Source organism: Agrobacterium sp. LEGMi-208b, assembly GCF_059511785.1.
Genome location: NZ_JCALIC010000003.1, coordinates 257,182 through 273,766 on the forward strand (window position 1 = coordinate 257,182; position 16,585 = coordinate 273,766).

A 16,585-nucleotide genomic window follows, 5' to 3' on the forward strand; every position below is an offset into this window, starting at 1 on the left:
ATCGAAAGCTTGCTTCGCGTTATCAAGCCTGTATAGCTTTCAACCGTCGGTTCCCGAAAGGGACGAACAGGGAATTCGAGGTGGAGTGATCCGCCAAACGAAACTGCCCCCGCAACTGTAGACGGCGAGCATCCTTTCATCGGCCACTGAGCACTACGCTCGGGAAGGCGAAAGGAGGCGACGACCCGTCAGTCAGGAGACCTGCCGACATCGATTAACTTATCGCCGGCGGGGTGTCCGGAGGGGAAGCGGATGTTTGCTGCGTATTTGCATGCTGTTCCGAATGATGGTGAAAGCCGTCATGTGGATTTCCGTGCCGTCTTGATGATCCCGACCGTATTCATTTCTACATAGGAGATTGATCATGACGAAACTCAAGGCAGCCTTTGCCTTCTCGACGATCCTGCTTGCTAGTTCGGGTGCATTCGCTGCTTCGACCAGCTATCCGCTTCAGATCAGCAATTGCGGTCAGGAACTGACATTCAAGGCCGCGCCGAAGAGCGTTGCTGCAGTCGGCCAGTCAACCACGGAAATGCTTTATGCTCTCGGCCTCGGCGACAAGGTCGTTGGCACGTCCGTCTGGTTCAATGAAGTGCTTCCGGAATTCAAGGATATCAACGCCAAGATCCCACGTCTGGCAGACAATCATCCGGGATTCGAGGCTTTGGCCGCAAAGAAGCCGGAACTCGTGACCACGCAATTCGAGGTGCATGTCGGTCCACAGGGAGTTGTCGGCACGCGTCAGCAGTTCAACGAGCTCGGCATCAATGTCTATGCGATGCCAGCGGATTGCGTCGGCAAGGACAATCTCGCGGGAGGTGACGGTTCGCGTAAGGTGCCGTTCTCCATCGACACGGTCTATCGTGCCGTCGATGAGCTTTCGACGATCTTCGACGTGCAGGAGCAGGGTGACAAGCTCGAAGAGCAACTTCGCTCCCGCGTGTCGGCTGCGGCCGACAAGGCGAAATCCCTCGGTAACAAGAATGTCTCGGCCGTCTTCTGGTTCTCCAGCGCCGATATCGATCTCGATCCTTTTGTTGCCGGCCAGAAGGGTATTCCGGGCTTCATCCTGAATACGCTCGGTGTGAAGAACGTGGTCGAGAGCGATGAGGAGTACCCGTCGGTTGGATGGGAAACCATAGCCAAGGCAAATCCGGACATTATCATCCTTGCACGCATGGATCGCCGCCGGTACCCGGCCGACGATTATCAAGTGAAACTCGACTACCTGAAGAGTGATCCGGTCACCCGTGAGATGAAGGCGGTCAAGGAAGGCCGCATCGTCATTGTCGATGCGCACGCCGTACATGCAGGTATCCGCATTCCGGATGGTATCGAAGCGGTCGCTGCTGCCCTTGAAGATTATAAGGCAAAGCAGTGATAGATACGGAAATCGGGCAGGGCGTTGGGGTGGCCTATCGGCGGATGGGCTACGTGGCGGGCTCCATCGCCCTGCTCGTCCTCGCAATTGCGCTGGGCGTCTCCGTTGGGGAGACGTCCATGCCAATCCATCTTGTGGCGCAGACGCTGGCCAACAAAATGCTGGGGTCGACCTACACGATCGATCCGATCGACGCGGGCATCATCTGGAACTATCGCCTGACCCGCGCAATCGTTGCCGCATGCTGTGGTGCGTCACTCGGTGTATCCGGTGTCGTACTGCAAGCCATGCTTCGTAACGCGTTGGCGGATCCATACATTCTCGGCATCTCGGCAGGCGCGTCGACTGGTGCTGTGACCGTACTGATCCTTGGCATCGGGGGAGGGGTTCTCTCCCTGTCACTGGGCGCTTTTGTAGGCTCTTTGATCGCTTTCATCATTGTCGTCACGCTGGCAAGGGCGGCGGGCGGCGGCGTGGGTATCCAGGCGACAGGCTTGATCATTCTCGCCGGGATCGCGGGATCTCAGCTCTTTAATGCACTGACTTCTTTTATCATTACACGCTCGGCAAATGCCGAGCAGGTTCGGGGCGTCATGTTCTGGCTCATGGGTAATCTCAGCGGTGTGCGCTGGAATGATGTTCTCCTCGCTGTGCCGATCGCCATCCTCGGTGTCTGTATCTGCATCTGGCACAGGCGCGCACTGGACGCCTTCACCTTCGGAGCGGATTCGGCTTCATCGCTCGGTATTCCCGTCCGCAAAGTCCAGGCGATCGTCATCGGCACAGCCGCGATGATGACGGCCGTTATGGTCAGTATTGTTGGCTCAATCGGATTCGTCGGGATCGTTATTCCGCATGCGGCACGATTTCTGGTTGGCCCGCGGCATGCCCGTCTCCTACCCGTTTCTGCCCTGATGGGCGCTGTTTTTCTCGTGCTTGCCGATATCGGTTCGCGGGTTCTGGTGCCCAATCAGGTTCTGCCGATCGGCGTCATTACCGCACTCGTCGGAGCGCCGGGTTTCGCGCTGATACTCATTCGGGGGAGGCGGGTCCGATGAACATGACCGCGACCAGTCTCGGCTGGAAAGTAGGGGCTACCCCTATTGTGCAGACGGTGTCGCTCGACATTCGTCAGGAGGAGACACTCGGGCTTGTCGGCCCGAATGGCTCAGGCAAATCGACGCTGCTGAAACTTCTGGCGGGAATCCTTGCGCCATCATCGGGGGACGTGCGTATAAAAGGCACGCCCATGACGACGATGAGCAGGCGGCAGATCGGTCAGACAATGGCCTTTGTCGAACAGCAAAGCGACACCTTTGAAAGGCTCACTGTCCGCGACGCTGTCGAACTTGGCCGGACGGCCTGGCTTTCTGCGCTGCAGCCGTGGTCGGCAAAGGACGATCAAATCGTTGCCGGTGCTCTTCAGCAGGTGGACATGGCCGGAATGGAAAAGCGCCTCTGGCACACTTTGTCGGGTGGTGAAAAGCAGCGTGTCCACATCGCGCGCGCCCTGGCGCAACAGCCCGGAATTCTACTTTTGGACGAGCCGACCAATCACCTTGATATCCAGCATCAATTGTCGATCCTCGGATTGGTCAAGGCCTTGCCAATTACATCAGTGATCGCGCTTCACGATCTCAACCAGGCCATGAACTGCGACCGCGTCGGCGTGATGTTCAAAGGAAAACTGATTGCCCTCGGCGCGCCCGCACTCATCCTGACCCCCGAGCTGATCCGCTGCGTCTTCGGCGTCACCGCGAGCTTCATCGCAGATATGGACGGCACGAGACTTATCCGGTTTCAATCCACGTAATGAGGTATTCCATGCGATCAATCATTCTCGCCACTCTCGTTAGCCTGATGCCGTTTGCCGCTCGGGCGGAAACGTTCGAAGTTAAAATGCTGAACGGCAACGCGACCGGTGGTATGGCCTTTGAGCCGGACTTCCTTTCCCTGAAGCCGGGCGACAAGGTGAAGTTCCTGGCCACACAGCGTGGACATAACGCTGCTACGATCAAGGATTTTCTTCCTGCAGGCGTGACACCGTTCAAAGGGAGAATAAATCAGGAAATCGAGGTCAACTTCACAGAGGAAGGCTTCTACGGGATCATGTGCACCCCGCATTACGACATGGGAATGGTGATGATCGTGCGGGTCGGAGAGACACCCACATCCGAGATGAAGCTGCCTGAAGACGTCCGCCCTGGTGCCATAAAGCGGATAGCCCAGATCACCGACCGGAACCCGTAAGGGTTCTTGGGCGGGTTGGTCGAGAAGCCTCGCCGAGTGCTGCTGTTCTTGATGGCCAGAACGTCAAGATTACCGAGAGCGGCCGCCCTCGTGGCTATGACGCAGGCAAGAAGGTCAAAGGTCGCAGGCGACAGGCGATGGTGGACATGGATGGTCGTGCGCTCGTGCTTGACTCCCAGCCTGCCGATCCAGGACCGCGACGGTGCGATCTCGGTCTTGCAAGTCTCGCGAAAGTCGTTCCCGTTGTGGAGAAGGCGTTTGCCGACATAAGCTACTCTGGCAACAGGCCGCAGAGCGCGACGCTGATCGATATCCAAATCGTCGGCAAGGCAAAGGATCAGGTCGGCTTTGCGGTTCATCCGAGGCGATGGGTGGTCGAGCGCTTCTCCGCATGGATCAGCCGGCAACAGCGGCTCTGGAAAGACCCGGAAGCGACGATCGAATCCACCGAGGCATTCCTCTACGCGGCATCCGTGACGACACTCATCAGACGGATTGCGAGCCAGTCATCAATTCTCGGACGGTCTCTGAGCGACGTCGAGCTTCCGTGCCATCCCAAGGTGACGGGCAGGCCGCTAAGCAATACCCGACGCCGGGGGGCCACATAGAGGTCTCAGTCTTGTCGCCGTGGGGGGAGCTTCTCCACGCCGGGCCATATTCACAGTGGGGTCGCCGAGGAAGGTGTCACTTTGATTACATTTGCACGGGAATAGCTCGGCGCATCTCTCCGCGAGGTGTTGGATAAGCGCGTTTACTTTGAGATAAGTTCATTTTCACGAGTGCTTCGCACATCCGAAGGCCAACCACGCCGGCGTCGATCACAGGTATGCCAAGAGCCTCTTGGGCTTCGTTCGCGACTCCCACCATTCCGGTGCAACCAATAATCAGCGTATCGGCGTTGTCATCATTTATCGCCTTTCGGCCTTCGGCTATTGTCTTTTCCAACAATGCGCCGTCGTTTTCCATATCTGTGAACGGCACTTCAATAGATCGAATTGACGCTAAGCGATCATCCAGTCCGGTAGAACGAATCTTGTCAAGCATGAACCCGTTGCCGCGGCTAAGGGGTGAAAGCCAGGTGAATCGTCGACCTAAGAGGTTAGCGAGTGCAACGGAGGACTCCATAATGCCGACGACAGGAATTCGTAGGCACTCTTTGGCTGCAGAAACTCCTGGATCTGCAGCACAGAATATCACCACGCCATCGAAATAAGACTGGTCTGTGCTTTCAATCTCTTGGGTCAGGAATGTCATCTGAAGGCACTCCCAAAAGTGTTGTTCAGGAGACTCGATTCCCCGATCCAGCGCGACCCAACTCAGCTCAGTATCGGGATCGCGAACAGCTTCGTAAGCACGATTGAGCTTCTCCATCGAGGTCCGGTCCGCATAAACGCCTGGTTCTATTATCTTAATTTTCATTCTGATGCTCCCATTTCCGCTCGGCCTTAGGTTTCTCGTTGGAAACTCATTTCGCAATCTTGCTTTTCCGCGTCTGATACACCGACAAAAGATCGAGTTTGCGACTACCGGAAAAGGGGAACGTTTGTTCTCGAAAGCTTCGGCGGTCAGTTTCGCTTCACATTAGCGCGGCGTGAGAATTGCAGCAACTGGCCGTCTTTGCGTGATTTCGTTGTTAAAAACGCAAGATAGCGAGTCTGTGCTGGCGAAGAAAATGTAGAACTGACAGGCTCACATCATCCTCAATTCTGTTATCGGAGACCGTAGGCCGTTTTGGGAAGATAAGAGCGTGGCTGCTGAAACAAACAGGTATCCGTCAACCCCGCAAATTCATCCTTAGCAAAGATTACCGCCGGTTTATCGAAGGTGCTCAGAACCGAGAGGAGGAGACCAACTCGTTCTGATCTAAGCCTCGAATAGTAAGCGCAGGGAGGCGCTCTGAAATGTCCATTATTAAACGTCTATCGGGGATTGTTGAAGGCCATCCGCAACATGGTCCAGCAGAAGTTGATATGCAGCGGTGGCCATCAATGACTATGCTTATAGTGGGGGGCATTATTTCCGTCCCACTTTTTACGTTCGGAGGCGAAGTCGGAAAGCTTGCTGACTATACAACCATCATTCAGGCCCTTCTGATTAGCAGTATTTTTCTCGGCGTGTTTGGCGTTACCACCGGCTATATAGGTATCGTCACGCGGCTGCCCACGGCGATGATCCTTCAGCGAACGTTCGGTATTCGCGGTTCTCTTGCGATTACGATAATGTTGACGTTGGTGTCCATTGGCTGGTTCGGGATTCAGCTTCAGATTATCGTACAAAGCGTCGCTGCAATACTGCATAAACAATTGAACATCAGCCTGGACGAGCACGTTGGAATAGTTCTTGCTGGGCTATTGATCTCATCGACAGCTATCATCGGAATCAAGGCGATGGGAAAGGTCGCGGTCATCGGAGTGCCGCTGCTTTTGATAGCGACACTTATCCCGCTCGGTATGGGTCTGTCCAATGGCGGTCTTGATACCCTTTTCGCGACGCGTGACATTCCACATTCTTACAGCCTGGGAATGCTTGTCTCGCTGATTATCGGTACCGAAGTGTTCCCGGTCTCCATTAACCCTGATCTGTCACGCTTCCTAAAGACGAACCGCGACAACCGAATCTCGATGTTGTTGGGGTTCGCCTTGGCTTTCCCTTTGCTGGTCGCGCTCGCTGCAGCGTTGGGAATTATTTATAACAATGCTGATCTCGTAACGACAATGCTGATAGCGGGCATCGCCCTGCCAGGACTGGCGGTGATAATTCTGGCAACCTGGACCAACAACGACCAAAATCTTTACTCGTCGGCACTATCCTTGTCCGCTATCTTCCCAAAAATGCAGCGTTGGCATCTGGCGTGTCTGGCAGCGCTGGCGGGCACCGGACTCGCGGTCGCCGATGTTCTCAGCCACTTCATATTGCTGCTGAATTTTATGGGGCTCGCGCTCGCGCCGATGGCCGGTGTATATGTAGCGGATTTCTTTCTTGATAGACCCCGCTACGCAGCAAACGCACCCGAACTGCCCCCTTATCGCGCCTATCCGATCACATCCTGGATATTTGGAACGACCGTGGGTTTTCTCACTCTTCCCAGCTCAGAGTCGGGCCTCGGGTTGTTCCAAGTAACAGGAGCCCCCGCACTTGATGCGCTCGGAACCTCAATGCTGTTCGTGTTTGTCACGAAGAAGTTATTCTCCGCTAACGTAAGCCGTAGACAGATCGTGGGCGATGAAAATGCCAGGTAAAAACGTGAAAACTAAGATGTGCCCAACTGAAAATGTAATAACCATTTTTTTTGATTGGTGGAACGGAGCATACCGCGAAGGCAGCTTCAGCCCTGAAGGCTTTGGCCGCTATTTCACATCCAATGCCCTGTTTGTGGTTGATGGAACGTTACGGGCAACCGGTCCTGAAGAGCTCAACCGGCACTTTCAGCACATCAAAAAAGAGAGCGACGACGTTGCAATCGTAACACCGGTCATCGCAACTTTTACCGAAAATGCTCTTGGATTCGTACGCTACCGTGCCACTTTTCACGATGGCGTTAAATTCGGAGCGGAAGAGTGCTTGGCGTGGGTTCGACTGCGCGGCGACCTGATTTCCGAAATGGAAATTTTCAGCCGATCTGCATAAGTGGACGCTAACCCCAAGCCCCGGACAGGTTTGACGCCTGGCCGGGGCTGCGGCGGGGCCTTAATTGCGCCTTCGGGAGAGACCAGGTAAGACCCGAACTCCCGCCGCACCAATGGTCGGCCTGTTGTGTTTGTTATTCTGCATGGGAGCCCAACTCGATTGGAAGCGAGCCGGTGTTAACGCAACTATGTGCGCCAACGGTCGTAGCTTCCTTTCCTACCCGCTTCGCGACTGGTCGCTTATTTCCTCTTTAGCCTCAGCAATCCCAACCTAAATTCGTTTTGCCCTCGATGGGAAGCCAGGAATTTGCTGCGTTAGGTGCTGAAACGAACCAATGACGTCGCTTTTTTCCAAGCTCCTTTACCGAGCTACCGCGCTCTCAATTGTTGGAAGACGTGGGGTTACCGACCCTGATCGGAAGTTGAGGGCGGTGTGAGACCCATTCCAGCCACGCGGACGTTGACCTCTTTGAGAGAGCCATCTTGCATTTCAAGCAACAAAAACATGCATAGATGGCCGGTTGTCGCAAATTGTAGACCGCGTTAATATGAGCCAGAAACAAGCGCTAGAACCTTGGAGGAGAGGGGAGCGCCCAGGTCTCGAAACTCGCCTGCTCAGCTTTTCCAGAACATAAGCCAAGTGCCACGAGCGAAACTCTGGATCCATTATCCCAGTTGAACATTTGGCTGAACGAAGCTGACAAGCCATTCCTCGGGAGGAGGACTTCATGACTGACAAACCCGCCAAGACACTTCTAGGGCAGTTGGGCCTGGATCATATTGGCATTACCGTACCCGATCTTGATGAAGCGGTCGCTTTCTTTGCTGGATTGCTTGGCTGTCAGAAAGTGCTGGACTTTGGCCCTATTGGCGACGACCACGGATCATTTATGACGGACGTCCTTGGTGTACATGCTCGTGCCCGTATCGAACGCGCGGCGGTTGTCCGCACTGGTCACGGCTCCAACATCGAACTCATGCAGTATTCAGCGCCCGAGCAACAGGAACTCACAGGACGCAACAGCGACATCGGCGCGTTCCATCTGGGTCTGTATGTGAGTGATATCGCATCAGCAAAGGCCTTTCTTGATGAGGCTGGCATCGCCACGAGATTTGGACCCATCCCTATCACGGCTGGACCAATAGCTGGACAGTCGATCCTTTATTTTCAGGCCCCCTGGGGCTTGGAACTGGAGGCGGTTAGCTATCCCAATGGGATGGCTTACGAAGCCGAGAGCGCGATCCTTCTTTGGGATCCGCGGAAATCAGCCTGATTTCGAAAAATGGATAACTGTCCAGCCGGCCACGCATCGGCTCGGTGAAAAGTCAGCAAAAACACGGCGCGCAGACCATTTTGTGCGTCGCGCAACGATAACCCCAAAATGTGGCAAGACATGCAATATAGCAGTTACATTAGCAGCAAACGAAAGGTGCGCGCATGAAGCGCTATCGCGTAGCAGTAGATATCGGCGGCACGTTCGTTGATTCAATTCTCTTGGACAGTCAATCGGGAAAAACCCGTCTGGCAAAGGCCTCGACGACCCCGGATGAACCGGTACGGGGTGTGCTCGAAGCGTTGGGGCGGCTGGATGTCGATTTGAAGGAAACCGACCTGTTTGTCCACGGAACAACCCTCGGTCTTAACGCACTGATCGAGCGACGCGGTGTACCCACGGGTATCATCACGAATAGCGGTTTCCGGGATATTTTTGAGATCGGTCGCGCAGACGTACCGCCGGCCTCGATGTATGACTTTCGCTATCAGCGTCCTCCCTCAATCGTGAAAAGACGCCATCGGATCGGCGTGGGCGGCCGCATTAACGCACAAGGCTTCGAGATCCAACCGCTCGATGAAGGTGCCGTCCTGGCAGCAGCTGGCGAACTCGTAGCTGGCGGAATTCGGTCGATCGCGATCTGCTTTCTGCACAGCTATCGAAATCCGGAGCATGAAAGGCGCGCGGCCGCTTTGATCCAGGAAGCGTTTCCCGACGTAGCGGTCTCCGCTTCCCATACTATCTCGCGTGAATACCGCGAATATGAACGCACCGCGACCGCAGTCGTTGATGCATATATCAATCCTATCTTCAACGATTACGTCGGCAGATTGGAGGGCGGCCTTGGTCAAGCCGGCTTCGACGGCAACTTGCTGATCATGCGTTCCTCTGGCGGCGCAATGGATGCGGATACTGCAAGACGAGCTCCTATCTACACGGTGCTTTCCGGCCCCGCCGGCGGCCTTATCGGCGCGGGTAAGCTCGCAAAGGTGATCGGTCGCGATCGTGTGATAACGCTGGATTACGGCGGCACCAGTCTTGATGCGGCCGTCATTGAAAACGGCGAACCTCTAGTGATGCACGAGGCACATTTCGCTGATCTGCCAGCCCAGATTCCTGTGTTCGATATTCGATGCATCGGCGCGGGTGGAGGCTCGATCGCCTGGGTCCAGGAAGGATTGCTTCAAGTTGGCCCGCAGAGTGCCGGCGCACAGCCCGGTCCAATTGCCTATGGCCGCGGAGGCAGCGAACCTACCACGACGGATGCTGCCTTTATCTTGGGCTTCCTTGAACCGGCATCGTTCCTCAATGGCTCGGTGAAACTGGACGTAGAAGCCGCTCGTCGCGGCATGGAAAGCAAGGTATCAGGTCCGCTCGGGATTGACGTTACGCGTGCCGCGGCCGGGATTTTCGACGTGCTTGTTGCTCGTACTGCCGGTGCAATCCGCGAGATCACCGTTGAACGTGGCCGCGACCCCCGGGACTTTTCGATGGTTGCTTTTGGTGGTGCCGGGCCGATGATCGCTCCCCTGATTGCACGTGAAGTGGAGAATGCAGAACTTATCGTGCCTCAGTCCCCAGCCGTCTTCTCTGCTTGGGGAATGCTGATGTCTGACGTTGTGACGGATGTTTCTCGCACAGAGCTGCTTCTTCTTGATCCGGCATCCGAAACGGTCGTCTCGGCAGCCTTCGAAGAACTGGTCGCGGACGCCCGTGAAGGTCTCGCCTCACAATCCAGCGAAAGCGTGAGCGAGGAAATCCTTCGCCTTGTCGAATGCCGCTATGTGGGACAGGAACATACACTCAAGGTCGAGCTTTCCGAGAGCCACCCCTTCTGTACTATTCGGGACCGCTTCGATGTTCTCCATAAGGAACGCTACGGCCACGCTATCGATACGGCGGTTGAAATCGTTACGCTGCGAGTTCGCGCAAGCGCGGTTCTGCCTAAACCTGCACTTCCGATTGTCCCAGCTGCGACGGGTCCCGTATCGGATGCAGTGCGCGGTCAGCGGGAGTGCTTCTGCTTTGCGCTCCGCAATCACACTACCTTTAAAGTGTATGACCGCGGAAAACTGGGCTCGGGGCATCATTTCGAAGGTCCCGCAATCGTTGAAGAAGGCACCACCACCACAGTCATCCATTCGGACCAGACCGTCCATGTTGACGATCATGGCCATCTCATCATTCGCAGGAGGGTCGCATGAACCTGGACGGCGCTTCCGTTGAAGTCGTTCGCAGCTATCTCGTTTCCGCAGCGGAAGAGATGCGGCGAACCTTAATCAATACCGCATTTAATCCTGTCATCTACGAGGTCCTTGATTTTGGCATTTCGATTTACGATGCCGATCTGGAACTCATTGCAGATGCGCCAGGTCTGGCGTTTTTCCTCGGCGCGAACGACTATGCGATCCGCAAGGGCGTAGAGCATGTGGGCAGGGAGACACTCCGGCCTGGCGACATCTTAGTGATGAACTACCCTTATTGGAACTCAGCCCACGCTGCCGACGCCACTCTTTTCGCGCCGGTTTTCGCACCCGGAGCGGACAAACCCTTCGCATTCACTTGCATTCGCGCCCATTGGATGGACCTCGGGGCAAAGGACCCAGGCTATGTTCTAGACTCTACTGATATGCACCAGGAGGGCTTGATTTTCCCGGGCACACGGGTGTACCGCGAAGGCAAAGCTGTTCAGGAAATTTTCGACCTGATCCGCTTTAACTCGCGTATGCCGGAGGCCGTGCTGGGGGATCTCGAGGCACAGGTCGCAGCGACCCGCACCGGAATATTGCGCTTGAACGCCATTCTCGAAAAGTTTGGTAAGGAAGCTTTGAACGAAGCGGTCGCACGCATCAAAGCCCATAGCGAGACGCTTGCTCGTAAAGCGCTGGAAGAATTGCCGCGGGGTACATGGGAGGCGTCCGATCTCGTCGATGATGACGGTGTCACTGACGATCCCGTCCCGATCCACGTTCGGGTGACAATCGATGATGAGGGGATGACATGCGATTTCACGGGTTCATCGCCGGCAGTGCGCGGCCCAATCAACATTCCGATCGGACTGACCGAGACCGTCTGCAAATTTGTGCTGAAATCTCTGACCACGCCCGAGCAACGCAACAATGAAGGCACCTTCCGTGCGCTCAAGGTGATCGCGCCCGAGGGTAACCTTTTCCATGCTGTTTATCCTGCCGCCACCTACACGCAGTGGACCGCGACACTTGCTCTTGAACTGATATATAAGGCACTGGCACAGGGAATGCCTGACCGAATTACGGCGTGTTCAGGAGGCGACACGCTCGGGTTCATGATGGTCGGCACGAACCGCACCACCGGCGAGATGTATGCCGTCTCGAACAATGAACCAGTGGGTTGGGGGGCAAGCATTACCCACGACGGGATCAACGCCGCCAACCATATCTCGGACAGCCTTGTGCGAAACACGCCGACTGAAGTCATCGAAATGAAAACCGGTATGTTGATGGAGTCGTTCGAGATCCTCGCCGACAGTTGTGGCGCCGGACGGATGCGTGGCGGAGCTGGAACGATCCGGAATATTCGTTTTGTCGAAAATGGCGAATTTCTTTCCATCACGAAAAGAAGCAAGGAAAAGCCATGGGCGTTGGCTGGTGGGGGAGAACCTGAACCACATGCCGTCTACGTGGCGTTAGGTACTGATCAACAGAAGAAAGTTGGCACTTACCGAACCCGGGTTCGGGAGGGGGACCGGATGGAGGTGAGGGCGGCAGGAGGGGCCGGCTTCGGCAAACCGCAGGGACGATCGCCGGAGGCTGTTCTTGAAGACGTGCTCGATGGATACGTCAGCGCCGATGCCGCACAGGCCCTTTACGGCGTCGCGATCGTCGACGGCGCTATCGATGAGGACGCTACACACTCGTTAAGATCGCTGAGCTTGATCAAAGCCTGAGAGATTGACGCACATCGGAATGAATACGGCGGGCAGCATACTGCCCGCCGGGTGAGGAATATTGCCTGTTAAAACAAGAAGAGGGGACCAACATGAAAGCAACGTTCATCGGATTCGCCGTGGCACTCGCGGCAGGTTCAATCGCCCACGCATCGGATGCAGTTATATCACCTAGTAACGAGACTGTCGATTACCTGCCCGTATGTGACGCCTATGGCGCTGGATTTTTCTACATACCGGGAACTCAGACATGCATGCAGTTGTCAGGTTACGTTTGGTTTGAGACGGGCGCAACTAATGACAAACGTAACGGCAGGTTCGATCCGGTGACCGGTCGGTACGACGGCGATACGGGAAACTATAATTTCTTCCCCAAGGGGCGTACAACATTCAGCAGCGCTCGCATCAATGTCGATGTGCGTTCGGACACCGAGCTGGGTGCGTTACGATCATATGCACGCATTCAAGCTGAATCGGGCGATCCGTATGATGGAAGTGCGCGCCTCGAACAAGGGTATATCGAGCTGGGCGGGTTTCGCGCCGGACGTGTCGAATCGGCGTGGACTGAGACAGTAAATGGCGTGTCCAGTATGGGTTCGCACTCGTGGAACGGCATGTGGAAAGGCTATCAATTTCGTCAACTGATGCAATACAACTTCAAGGACGACGGCCTTTTTGGCACATTGTCCTTTGAAGATCATGCGCCAGGAGAGTCAAGCAACGTCCCAGATGTCGTCGGCCTGATTGGATATGAAAAGGAATGGGGCGCAATTTGGCTCCGTTCGGGTTACGTCCCTGAGTATGGCGATGATCTGAATGGCTTCGGTGTTTCCGTCGGAAGCCAGATTAATATCGGATCGAGTGGTTCTTCACTTCGACTGCTTGGGTTTTATGCGGATGGAGATCATCACTACGGCACCGGGGGCCCTACCTGGGTAGCCGGCGGGTGGGGTAACGCCGAATGGTCGTTGCTGGGATCGTATTATCAACAGGTAACCGAGACCGTCGGTGCTTCAGTAGCCGTTCAATATTTCGACGGCTTCTATCGCCCCAACAGCAATCTGAAAACGAGCATAAATGGTTGGAGTGCCGAGGTGGCCGCAGCGTGGATGCCGATCAAGAACTTCGAAATTCGCTCTGAAATTCAATATGACGTAGTAGATGGGATGGAGGGCGTTGTATCGGGTTATTTTCGAATTACCCGAGCATTTTGAACGTCAACAATGTTGGTTTCCACGCAGAACTGAGCCGGTTTTTCCACCGAGAAGTGAGCCACCTCTGAGTATGGTTTTCTGATCAGGGTTTGGTCAAGGGATTGGTTTTTTCTCCTCTCTTCTGTGCTGCCGCGGCCGAACTGGCCCTGAAGCGGAAGCTGTCGTTTCCGGTTTCCAGGATATGGCAGCGGTGGGTCAGGCGGTCGAGCAGAGCGGTCGTCATCTTGGCATCACCAAAGACCGTGGCCCATTCGCTGAAGCTGAGGTTGGTGGTGATGACGACGCTGGTGCGTTCATAAAGCTTGCTCAACAGGTGGAAGAGCAGCGCTCCGCCTGAGGCACTGAACGGAAGGTATCCGAGTTCATCGAGGATCAGCAGATCGAGACGGACCAGCGCCTCGGCGATCTGGCCTGCCTTGCCCTTTGCCTTCTCCTGCTCGAGCGCATTGACCAGTTCGATGGTCGAGAAGAAGCGGACTTTTCGGCGGTGATGCTCTATCGCCTGGACACCGAGGGCGGTCGCGACATGTGTTTTGCCTGTGCCCGGTCCGCCGACGAGGACAATGTTTTGCGCTCCGTCGATGAACTCGCATCGGTGCAGTTGGCGAACCGTCGCTTCGTTTATCTCGCTGGAGGCGAAGTCGTAACCGGAGATGTCCTTGTAGGCAGGGAAGCGGGCTGCCTTCATATGATAGGCAATGGACCGGACCTCGCGCTCAGCCATCTCGGCTTTCAGCAACTGAGACAGAATCGGCACGGCCGCATCGAAGGCTGGTGCTCCTTGCTCGATCAGGTCGGTGACCGCTTGGGCCATGCCATACATCTTCAGGCTACGCAGCATGATGACGACGGCGGCGCTGGCAGGATCATGACGCATGACGACCTCCCACGATCCGGACACGCAGGCCATCATAGCGCTCCACGTTTGCCTTGGGTTCGCGAGCCAAGGTCAGCGCCTGTGGCGTGTCGATATCAGGACCGTCGGTTGTCTTCCCATCGATCAGACGATGCAGCAGGTTCAGCACATGCGTCTTGGTCGCTACGCCTTGATCCAGAGCCAGTTCCACAGCCCTGACGACGACCTGTTCGTCGTGATGAAGCACCAGAGCGAGGATGTCGGCCATCTCCCGATCACCACCGGGACGGCGAAGCATCTGGTCCTGCAGTTGTCGAAAGGCTAGCGGCAATTCCAGGAACGGAGCACCATTACGCAGGGCACCAGGCTTGCGTTGGATAACGGCAAGGTAATGCCGCCAATCATAAATCGTTCGCGGTGGTTTGTCGTGACTGCGTTCTATGATCCGCGGATGTTCGCAGAGGATATTGCCCTCGGCTGCAACGACCAGCCGCTCAGGATAAATCCGCAGGCTGACGGGCCGGTTAGCAAAGGAGGCCAGCACGCTGTAGCGGTTCCGTTCGAAGGTGATCAGGCATGTCGGCGAGACCCGCTTGCTCTGCTCGACGAAGCCGTCAAACATGGCGGGCAATGCCATCAAAGCAGGCTGCTCATCAGCCCAAACATCGGCGATCGAACCGGGCAGGCTCCCGTGAGATGTCTCCTGCCACAGGTTCTGGCAGTGCTGCTCCAGCCAGAGGTTCAACGTTGCCAAATCCGGGAAGTCGGGCATCTGTTGCCACAGGCGGGGACGAGAATCCTGAACGTTTTTCTCGACCTGCCCTTTCTCCCAGCCCGCAGCAGGATTGCAGAACTCAGGTGCAAAGACGTAGTGGTTCGTCATCGCAAGGAACCGGATGTTGACCTGTCGCTCCTTGCCCCGGCCGACGCGATCGACCGCTGTCTTCATATTATGGGATGGACGCCTCCCTCCGAACTGTCAGAATAAAGGGCAAACCAAAGGAGGAAGTCATGACGTATGAATTGCTTGCAATCGATCTTGGAAAGTTGTCATTTCACCTGCATAGCATCGCTGCAGATGGAGCCATTCTTTCGCGCAAGGTCAGCCGGTCGAAGTTAGCCGAGACTGTAAAAGCGATTTCTCCGAAGACAATAGCAATGGAAGCCTGCGCCAGCGCTCATCATTGGGGAAGACAGTTCAGGCAAGCAGGACGAGAAGTCCTTCTCATCAATCCACGCTTCGTGAAGCCATTTGTACGCGGCTCCAAGAACGATGCGGTCGACGCAGCGGCGATATATGAAGCTGCGACACGGCCAACCATGCGTTTCGTACCGGTTAAGTCTACCGCGCAGCAGGACCTTCAGTCGCTGCACAGAATTAGAGAGCGTCTCATTATCCAGCGCACATCGCTTATCAATCATGCACGCGGCCTTCTCGCCGAATATGGGATCGTGCTGCCACAAGGACCGTGGCGCTTTGCAGCCCAAGCACCCTCGGCTGTCGAGAATGCACCTCTGTCCGATCTTGGACGTGAGCTATTCCTAGAACTCCTGGATCAACTTACCGATGTGAATGGCCGCGTTACCAGGATCGATAGGAAGATCAGTGAGATTTGCCGCGAACGAGACGATTGCCGTCGTCTCTCCGAGTTGCCAGGCATCGGCCCTATCATTGCGACTGCATTGGTGGCGAGTGTCGAAGATGGGCGCCATTTCAAATCAGGGCGAGAACTGGCAGCATGGATCGGGCTGGTCCCGCGACAATATACGACCGGCGGCAAACCACGCCTCGGTGGAATTGGGCGCCGAGCGAACCACTATCTCCGTCGACAGATGATTCATGGCGCCCGCGCAGTTATCAGCCGACTTGCCAGTCACGATGATCGCCGATCTCAGTGGCTGAAAGAGCTCGTCGTTCGCAGGGGATTTAATAAAGCGATCGTAGCACTTGCCAACAAGACCGCGCGGATAGCATGGGCTCTGCTTACCCGGCAGGAGCGCTATGCCGCACAATAGCCATTTACCAATCGTTGCCTATGAGGCAATGATGAATGCGAGG

At 55.7% G+C, this 16,585-nt stretch carries 13 protein-coding genes, 2 pseudogenes and 1 riboswitch; of the genes and pseudogenes, 12 read left to right on the plus strand and 3 right to left on the minus strand.

Annotated features, from left to right (window positions below; translation table 11 throughout):
* Positions 1–33 precede the first annotated feature (33 nt).
* Positions 34–223: riboswitch (cobalamin riboswitch) on the plus strand.
* A 141-nt stretch (positions 224–364) separates the two neighbouring features.
* From AC5YUO_RS26675 to AC5YUO_RS26695, 5 genes and pseudogenes are all read left to right on the plus strand, one after another.
* A complete protein-coding gene (locus AC5YUO_RS26675; protein WP_496156767.1) occupies positions 365–1,381 on the plus strand; it encodes an ABC transporter substrate-binding protein in 1,017 nt (338 codons plus the stop codon).
* A gap of 44 nt (positions 1,382–1,425) precedes the next feature.
* Entirely contained in the window at positions 1,426–2,439 is a 1,014-nt protein-coding gene (locus AC5YUO_RS26680) for a FecCD family ABC transporter permease (RefSeq protein WP_496156865.1), read from the plus strand.
* Complete coding sequence (locus AC5YUO_RS26685; protein WP_496156768.1) at positions 2,436–3,194, plus strand: ABC transporter ATP-binding protein; 759 nt, start codon at positions 2,436–2,438, stop codon at positions 3,192–3,194. The genes AC5YUO_RS26680 and AC5YUO_RS26685 overlap by 4 nt, the downstream gene beginning before the upstream one ends.
* Before the next feature lie 11 nt (positions 3,195–3,205).
* Entirely contained in the window at positions 3,206–3,631 is a 426-nt protein-coding gene (locus AC5YUO_RS26690) for a pseudoazurin (protein ID WP_496156769.1), read from the plus strand.
* 44 nt (positions 3,632–3,675) lie between these two features.
* Positions 3,676–4,239 (plus strand): annotated as a pseudogene (locus tag AC5YUO_RS26695) (transposase family protein); the annotation flags it as partial.
* Between the two features lie 85 nt (positions 4,240–4,324).
* On the opposite strand, the gene AC5YUO_RS26700 reads toward AC5YUO_RS26695, so the two are convergent.
* Positions 4,325–5,050, minus strand: a complete 726-nt coding sequence (locus tag AC5YUO_RS26700) for an aspartate/glutamate racemase family protein (RefSeq protein WP_496156770.1) — start codon at positions 5,048–5,050, stop codon at positions 4,325–4,327.
* Positions 5,051–5,532: 482 nt separating this feature from the next.
* Here AC5YUO_RS26700 and AC5YUO_RS26705 point away from each other — a divergent pair, with 482 nt between their 5' ends.
* From AC5YUO_RS26705 to AC5YUO_RS26730, 6 genes are all read left to right on the plus strand, one after another.
* Complete coding sequence (locus AC5YUO_RS26705) at positions 5,533–6,870, plus strand: purine-cytosine permease family protein (RefSeq protein ID WP_496156771.1); 1,338 nt, start codon at positions 5,533–5,535, stop codon at positions 6,868–6,870.
* Positions 6,860–7,258 carry a hypothetical protein gene (locus AC5YUO_RS26710; RefSeq protein WP_496156772.1) on the plus strand — a complete coding sequence of 133 codons (399 nt, stop codon included), beginning with the start codon at positions 6,860–6,862 and terminating at the stop codon, positions 7,256–7,258. Before AC5YUO_RS26705 ends, AC5YUO_RS26710 begins: the two co-directional genes overlap by 11 nt.
* Before the next feature lie 727 nt (positions 7,259–7,985).
* On the plus strand, positions 7,986–8,531 hold the full coding sequence (locus tag AC5YUO_RS26715) for a VOC family protein (RefSeq protein WP_496156773.1): 546 nt from the start codon (positions 7,986–7,988) through the stop codon (positions 8,529–8,531).
* Positions 8,532–8,695: 164 nt separating this feature from the next.
* Complete coding sequence (locus AC5YUO_RS26720) at positions 8,696–10,735, plus strand: hydantoinase/oxoprolinase family protein (RefSeq protein ID WP_496156774.1); 2,040 nt, start codon at positions 8,696–8,698, stop codon at positions 10,733–10,735.
* Complete coding sequence (locus tag AC5YUO_RS26725; RefSeq protein ID WP_496156775.1) at positions 10,732–12,456, plus strand: hydantoinase B/oxoprolinase family protein; 1,725 nt, start codon at positions 10,732–10,734, stop codon at positions 12,454–12,456. Before AC5YUO_RS26720 ends, AC5YUO_RS26725 begins: the two co-directional genes overlap by 4 nt.
* A gap of 92 nt (positions 12,457–12,548) precedes the next feature.
* Positions 12,549–13,670, plus strand: coding sequence for a porin (locus AC5YUO_RS26730; RefSeq protein WP_496156776.1), 1,122 nt, complete (start codon positions 12,549–12,551; stop codon positions 13,668–13,670).
* Positions 13,671–13,752: 82 nt separating this feature from the next.
* On the opposite strand, the gene istB is transcribed toward AC5YUO_RS26730, so the two are convergent.
* Together istB and AC5YUO_RS26740 are read right to left on the minus strand one after the other, a co-directional pair.
* Positions 13,753–14,547, minus strand: coding sequence for an IS21-like element helper ATPase IstB (istB, locus tag AC5YUO_RS26735; RefSeq protein ID WP_496156777.1), 795 nt, complete (start codon positions 14,545–14,547; stop codon positions 13,753–13,755).
* Positions 14,537–15,478 (minus strand): annotated as a pseudogene (locus AC5YUO_RS26740) (Mu transposase domain-containing protein); the annotation flags it as partial. The pseudogene AC5YUO_RS26740 and the gene istB, both read right to left, overlap by 11 nt.
* 59 nt (positions 15,479–15,537) lie before the next feature.
* Between AC5YUO_RS26740 and AC5YUO_RS26745 the strand changes: the two are divergent.
* Positions 15,538–16,542: an IS110 family RNA-guided transposase gene (locus tag AC5YUO_RS26745; RefSeq protein WP_496156778.1), complete on the plus strand. Its 1,005-nt coding sequence runs from the start codon at positions 15,538–15,540 to the stop codon at positions 16,540–16,542.
* Positions 16,543–16,585: the final 43 nt, after the last annotated feature.

Coding starts and splice junctions, on each gene's coding strand:
- AC5YUO_RS26690 (WP_496156769.1), top strand. CDS start 3,206: ATGCGATCAATCATTCTCGCCACTCTCGTTAGCCTGATGCCGTTTGCC.
- AC5YUO_RS26725 (WP_496156775.1), top strand. CDS start 10,732: ATGAACCTGGACGGCGCTTCCGTTGAAGTCGTTCGCAGCTATCTCGTT.
- AC5YUO_RS26715 (WP_496156773.1), top strand. CDS start 7,986: ATGACTGACAAACCCGCCAAGACACTTCTAGGGCAGTTGGGCCTGGAT.
- AC5YUO_RS26675 (WP_496156767.1), top strand. CDS start 365: ATGACGAAACTCAAGGCAGCCTTTGCCTTCTCGACGATCCTGCTTGCT.
- AC5YUO_RS26685 (WP_496156768.1), top strand. CDS start 2,436: ATGAACATGACCGCGACCAGTCTCGGCTGGAAAGTAGGGGCTACCCCT.
- AC5YUO_RS26720 (WP_496156774.1), top strand. CDS start 8,696: ATGAAGCGCTATCGCGTAGCAGTAGATATCGGCGGCACGTTCGTTGAT.
- AC5YUO_RS26710 (WP_496156772.1), top strand. CDS start 6,860: ATGCCAGGTAAAAACGTGAAAACTAAGATGTGCCCAACTGAAAATGTA.
- AC5YUO_RS26730 (WP_496156776.1), top strand. CDS start 12,549: ATGAAAGCAACGTTCATCGGATTCGCCGTGGCACTCGCGGCAGGTTCA.
- AC5YUO_RS26680 (WP_496156865.1), top strand. CDS start 1,426: ATGGGCTACGTGGCGGGCTCCATCGCCCTGCTCGTCCTCGCAATTGCG.
- istB (WP_496156777.1), bottom strand. CDS start 14,547: ATGCGTCATGATCCTGCCAGCGCCGCCGTCGTCATCATGCTGCGTAGC.
- AC5YUO_RS26705 (WP_496156771.1), top strand. CDS start 5,533: ATGTCCATTATTAAACGTCTATCGGGGATTGTTGAAGGCCATCCGCAA.
- AC5YUO_RS26700 (WP_496156770.1), bottom strand. CDS start 5,050: ATGAAAATTAAGATAATAGAACCAGGCGTTTATGCGGACCGGACCTCG.
- AC5YUO_RS26745 (WP_496156778.1), top strand. CDS start 15,538: ATGACGTATGAATTGCTTGCAATCGATCTTGGAAAGTTGTCATTTCAC.